The sequence below is a fragment of the Arthrobacter sp. TMN-49 genome (assembly GCF_054511095.1).
On the sequence record NZ_JBTNDH010000063.1, the window covers coordinates 1 to 4,887 of the forward strand.

Annotated in this window: 5 protein-coding genes; 2 read left to right on the plus strand and 3 right to left on the minus strand. The window is 63.0% G+C overall.

What is annotated here, in order from left to right; genetic code table 11:
- Positions 1–556: 556 nt before the first annotated feature.
- Entirely contained in the window at positions 557–1,753 is a 1,197-nt protein-coding gene (locus tag ACX80E_RS17000; protein WP_459303244.1) for an MFS transporter, read from the minus strand.
- Positions 1,750–2,643 carry an NAD(P)-dependent oxidoreductase gene (locus ACX80E_RS17005; RefSeq protein WP_459303245.1) on the minus strand — a complete coding sequence of 298 codons (894 nt, stop codon included), beginning with the start codon at positions 2,641–2,643 and terminating at the stop codon, positions 1,750–1,752. Before ACX80E_RS17005 ends, ACX80E_RS17000 begins: the two co-directional genes overlap by 4 nt.
- 83 nt (positions 2,644–2,726) lie before the next feature.
- On the opposite strand from ACX80E_RS17005, the gene ACX80E_RS17010 reads away from it, so the two are divergent.
- Positions 2,727–3,332 (plus strand): CGNR zinc finger domain-containing protein, encoded by a 606-nt coding sequence (locus tag ACX80E_RS17010; RefSeq protein ID WP_459303246.1) that lies wholly within the window; start codon positions 2,727–2,729, stop codon positions 3,330–3,332.
- Between the two features lie 170 nt (positions 3,333–3,502).
- Positions 3,503–3,775, plus strand: a complete 273-nt coding sequence (locus ACX80E_RS17015) for a GmrSD restriction endonuclease domain-containing protein (RefSeq protein ID WP_459303247.1) — start codon at positions 3,503–3,505, stop codon at positions 3,773–3,775.
- On the opposite strand, the gene ACX80E_RS17020 is transcribed toward ACX80E_RS17015, so the two are convergent.
- Complete coding sequence (locus ACX80E_RS17020) at positions 3,755–4,267, minus strand: GNAT family N-acetyltransferase (protein ID WP_459303248.1); 513 nt, start codon at positions 4,265–4,267, stop codon at positions 3,755–3,757. The two genes, ACX80E_RS17015 and ACX80E_RS17020, sit on opposite strands and share 21 nt — an antisense overlap.
- Positions 4,268–4,887: the final 620 nt, after the last annotated feature.

The following is a 4,887-nucleotide window of genomic DNA, read 5'->3' on the forward strand; positions in this document are numbered from 1 at the left end:
TCCACCCGCCGAAATCAGCGGCACAACCAAGCCTGTCCTTAAGATGTTCGCCTCACTGCCCAGCGACGCACGAGCTCGGAGCCGTCAGCTATCTGCCCCGCCGCATCCCCCTTGGGGTGTGGATGGCGGCGATAAATGGCGGCTTTTTCGCAGCGCTGAATATCGCCCCTGGTGCCCATACGTGGAACGCTCTACGGGACGACTTACGCGCTTGGATGGGTGCTCAGTGATGGAGCATGCCCATAGGCGCAGGTCGTATCCCTGCCTCTCAACCAACGCGAAAAGTTGCTGCGTCAGGATGGGGCCTCGTTCTGCACTGCCTGTCAACTTTATTGGCGGTCCTTCAGATTGATCCAGCCGGCCAAGGAAAGCAAAGAACCCCGCGGATGATCCACAGGGTTCTTGCCTCGGTTTCCAGCAATTGCTGGAGATCGGGTCTTGGAACACAGCCTCGTACCTGGGCGCATTCAACGTAAGTAGCTGGGATGCCCGACGCGGAAAGGCTGCCTCCGCGAATCACGCAGTCCGCGTCCGATCCAGCTCATCGACCCTAGTATCAGCTTCCGGGCCTGCGGTGTCCGCTGGGGAATGCGGCGCGTCGCGCGATCACGATGAGCAGGGCGAGCGCCGCCAGCGCAGCCGCGGTCCATGCCAGGGTCGGGGTAGTGGTCGCGGCGAGCATGACTCCACCGACGACTCCGCCGCCGGCGACCGCGAGGTTGAACACGGTCACGAACACCGACTGTGCTGCATCGGTGTGATCACCCGCGCGGTCGGCTAGCGCGGTCTGCAGGAGAGCGGGTGCGCCGCCGAAGCTGAACCCCCAGACGGCCACGGTCGCGCCAATGACGATCACTCCGAGAGCGGGACCGGTGAGGGTGAGGCTCGCGATCGTCATTAAGACGAGCGCGCCGAGGACAGCGGCGCGCAAGGCTCGGTCGATGATGACGCCGGTTGCTGTGATGCCGAGGAATGAGGCAACGCCGAAGATCGCCAGCCCGATTTCGAGGCGCAGCCCAGTTCCGTCGAGCAGCGGGGCGATGTAGGTGTAGAGGATGTTGTGGGCGAGCACCCACACCAGGCCGACGGCCAGTACGGCACGAATGCCCGGTAGCATCACGACGCGACTCAGCGGGGTGCGGATTGCCACTGCCTGGCCGGGAACGTCGGGAACCGACGCGGCGATCCAGATCGTCAGCGCGACCGCGGCGACGGAGATAGCGACGAACACCCATCGCCAATCGACCAGCGATCCGGCCAGCGCACCAAGCGGCACCCCAGCGGCCAGCGCGATCGGCTGCCCGATCCCCATGACGGTCAGCGCCCGCCCCTGCTGGGCGGGGTTCACCATCCGGCGAGCATACCCAGGTAGCACCCCCCACGTCAGGGCGGCCGCCGCTCCGGCGACGACGCGTGCGATGAGGATGAGCGGATACCACGGTGCGATCGCGGTGATGGTATTGAAAACCAGTAGCCCTGCCACTGCCGCCAGCAGCACCTTCTTACGGCTCATTCGTCGTGTTGCGGCGACCAGCGGGATCGCAGCCACGACCGATCCGATCGCATAGAGGGTGACCAGCTGGCCTGCGGCGGACTCGGAGATGCCGAGGCCTGCGGCGAGTTGCGGGAGCAGGCCCGCAGGGATTGTCTCGGTGAAGATCGCCAGGAATCCGGCCGCCGAGAGTGCGAGCAATCCCGCCCAGGGCAGCCGGGGTGGTAAGACGACGACTGTCGTGTCGATGGTCGCGCTCACTTGTCGGTCTCGGAGAGGTCGCGGCGTCGCTGGAGGTCGGCGAGTGAAGCCCAGTCGTCGCGTTCGTGCCCCGTATCGACAGCCTCGGTCAGCAGCTCGGAGAGCAGATCGGCCACGGGCAGTCGCAGTGCGGTCGATGCGGCCTGCGTGCGGGCGAGGTCGACGTCCTTACGTCCAAGTACTGGGGTGAACCCCGCGGGTGTGTACTTCTCTGCGGCGATGAGCCCGCCGTAGTTCGTGTAGACAGGGCCGGGTGTGATGGTCGATGTGAACAGCTCCACCACAGTGCTGGCATCGATACCCCCGCGCTCGGCGATGCTGACCGCCTCAGACATGGATTGGATCGCTGAGGCGATGAGCACCTGCCCGGCGACCTTGACTACGTTCGCTCGCTGCGGCTCGGTCCCGACCGGCCACGTGCGTGCGCTGATCGCGTCCAACAACGGCTGCACCCGCTCCACGAGCTCGGCCTCGCCGGCTGTGACGATGTTGAGGTTTCCCGCCTGGGCCACCGGCACACCGCCGAACATCGGGGCCGCGACATAACCGACGCGCTTTTCGGCATGCCGCGCGGCGGCCTCCTCGGCCAGGGCAGGGCTTATCGTGGCGAAATTCACGTGCACCGCTCCCGCAGGGGCTGCCGCGAGTGCCCCGCTGTCGAGGATCACCTCACGCACCGCCTGGTCGTCGGCCAGCACAGAGAACACGACCGGCGAGGAGACGAACACCTCTCGAGCATGAACTACGTCGACAGCGCCGGCTTCTAGCAGCGAAGCGAGCTTGGCGTGGTCGCGGTTCCATACCGCCACCCTGTACCCAGCATTAATAAGGTTGCGCGCGATCGCCGCGCCCATCCCTCCGGTACCGACCACGGTCACATCAACAACCATTTCCTCCACCTTCCTATTGGAACCTGTTCAAGCGGTTCCATCCTAGCATCGACTATCCAGGTGGAACCGTCTAAAGTGGTTCCATGGTCAAGGTCAAGGTTGAGGATGTGCGGATCGGTGCGCACGTGGCTGAGGTTCCGGCTTTTCGGCTTGACAACGAACAGCTCGCGTTCCGCTTCACTGCTACCCTCAGTGACCGCAGTGGTCAGCCCGTGGAGCGGTTGCCAGACCGCGGACGTCTGGACGACTGGTTTGCGATGAACAACCTGCGACTCGGCGGAGATAACGCCACCGATTCAGATCTGACGCTGGCGCGACGGCTGCGCGAGGCCATCCACCGCGCTGGAGCTGATATCGCAGCAGGGTCCCCGACCAAGCACCCCGATATGACGCTCATCAACACGCTCGCCCAGGAAACGCAGACCTTCCCGGTGCTCAACATGGACGGCATGCGTTGGGAGGCCGAGGGCGGCAATCAGGTACGTGCCAGTCTCGGACTCATCGCGCGTGACGCGATCATGGCCCTCGGAGGTGAGCGGCGAAGCCGAGTTAAGACCTGCGAGAACCCGGACTGCGGCGGGCTGTATGTCGATACGAGCCAGGCGCGCAACCGGCGCTGGTGCTCGATGAACATCTGCGGCAACCGCGCCAAGAAGGCTAAGTTTCGACACGGTCGCGCCGACCTCTGACGCTCGGCTGAGCTGGGCGCTCAGTGGCCGATCGTTGTCGGCGGCGGCTCGATCCGTATCGAGTACCTCGTCTGGAGCGACTTCACCCACAGCCCCCGCCGACTCGGCCGTCTTCTACGTGCTCAGAATCGTGGGATCACCGTGCATCAGGGGACCCCCGTTTCCAAACAATGTCAAGTGCGCCGACACCGGTTTGGCAGGACGCGTTGGGCGCGGACTGGGAAACTGTTCACGACCGCTACCTGCACACCCTCGGCAACCTCACGCTCACCGGCCACAACCCCGAGTATTCCGACCGCCCGTTCCGCGAGAAGCGCGACATGGAAGGTGGATTCCGTGACAGCCCTGTGACTGTTGACTTCCGTTGGCGGCTAAATCGCAACTCAGATTGGCAGTTTTGGCCGTTCCGCATGTGGGAACCCTTAACGGACGTTTGCTGCTAAGAGCGTTCGGATCATTCGGACTGAACGTACGTCGTCTTCGATCCTTACTGTCCCGTCGTTGACGAAGCCGTTCTTTCGGTAGAAGGCTTGTGCCCGTGGGTTAGGATCAGCCACCCAGAGCGAAGCGGGGGCGGTTGGGTCAATAACTGCATCGAGTAGTGCCACGCCCATGCCCGAACCGTGGAACGCGGCGTACACGTACAGGAGGAACAGCTGGCGTGGCGCGTCGGCCTCGTCATCGGCGGGGCCTGACATTGCAATACCGACCAGCGTGCCTTCATGCGAAGCAACAGCGACCGTGTTCTGACTGTACTTTGGATCGGTTAGGGCTGCGTCCCAGAATTTCTCGCACCAGCTCAAGAGCGAGGGGTCGTCCAGTGCAGCGTCACTCATCAATCCCCGGTAGGTTTCTCGCCAGGTGTCCACGTGAACTCTCGCCAGTCCTTGGACGTCCTCTAGCTCAGCCCTACGTAGTTCAAAATCGATCGTCATCGCCCAACTGTACCTGCGCTGGCACCATGGCAATCAAGCGTGCTCCGGAGAGCGGTGCACAGGCCTCATTGCGTCCCCAAGACGAACCCTAAGCGGGAACGCCGTGAGGGGATGGGCTGAACCTGTGTCCGCGTTGCAGCCCCTGCCGCGGTGCTCAATTCCCATCGCGCGCGTGTACAGGTTTTAGCGGCCCGAGTCTCTGTCATTGCGACTGCGTCGAATGACAAGCAGAGCCAGGGCAGTTACCGAAACAGCCAACAGGATCCAGACGGGAATTAGCCTTGCCCAAGTGGGAGCCTCAACCAGTATCAGGACTACGTTTGCAGCTCCGAAGGCAAGCAGGAAAAACCCAAACGGCCACCACTTGATGGGCTTTCGTTGCTGAGAATCCATAGCTAGTCCTGTCGATTCAGGGGGTCGAAAGTTGTATACCTGGTGAGGACGGTTCTGGCTCAGGGTCAAGTCCCGTGGAGTGGTGTAATCGTTTTGTGATGCTTCGAGGTTGTTGAAGGGTTAGAAGTTGTAATTCTCCGACGGGTTTGCGGGTTCGGGTTCCTCCGTTGGGTTGTGGCTGTTGGGCTGCCAGTCGGGGTTGATGGTGCCGTCAGCTTGCCAGAAGT

Bases quoted from the DNA above. Each gene is read 5' to 3' on its own strand.
- ACX80E_RS17005 (WP_459303245.1), bottom strand. From the start codon at position 2,643: ATGGTTGTTGATGTGACCGTGGTCGGTACCGGAGGGATGGGCGCGGCG.
- ACX80E_RS17010 (WP_459303246.1), top strand. From the start codon at position 2,727: ATGGTCAAGGTCAAGGTTGAGGATGTGCGGATCGGTGCGCACGTGGCT.
- ACX80E_RS17015 (WP_459303247.1), top strand. From the start codon at position 3,503: ATGTCAAGTGCGCCGACACCGGTTTGGCAGGACGCGTTGGGCGCGGAC.
- ACX80E_RS17020 (WP_459303248.1), bottom strand. From the start codon at position 4,267: ATGACGATCGATTTTGAACTACGTAGGGCTGAGCTAGAGGACGTCCAA.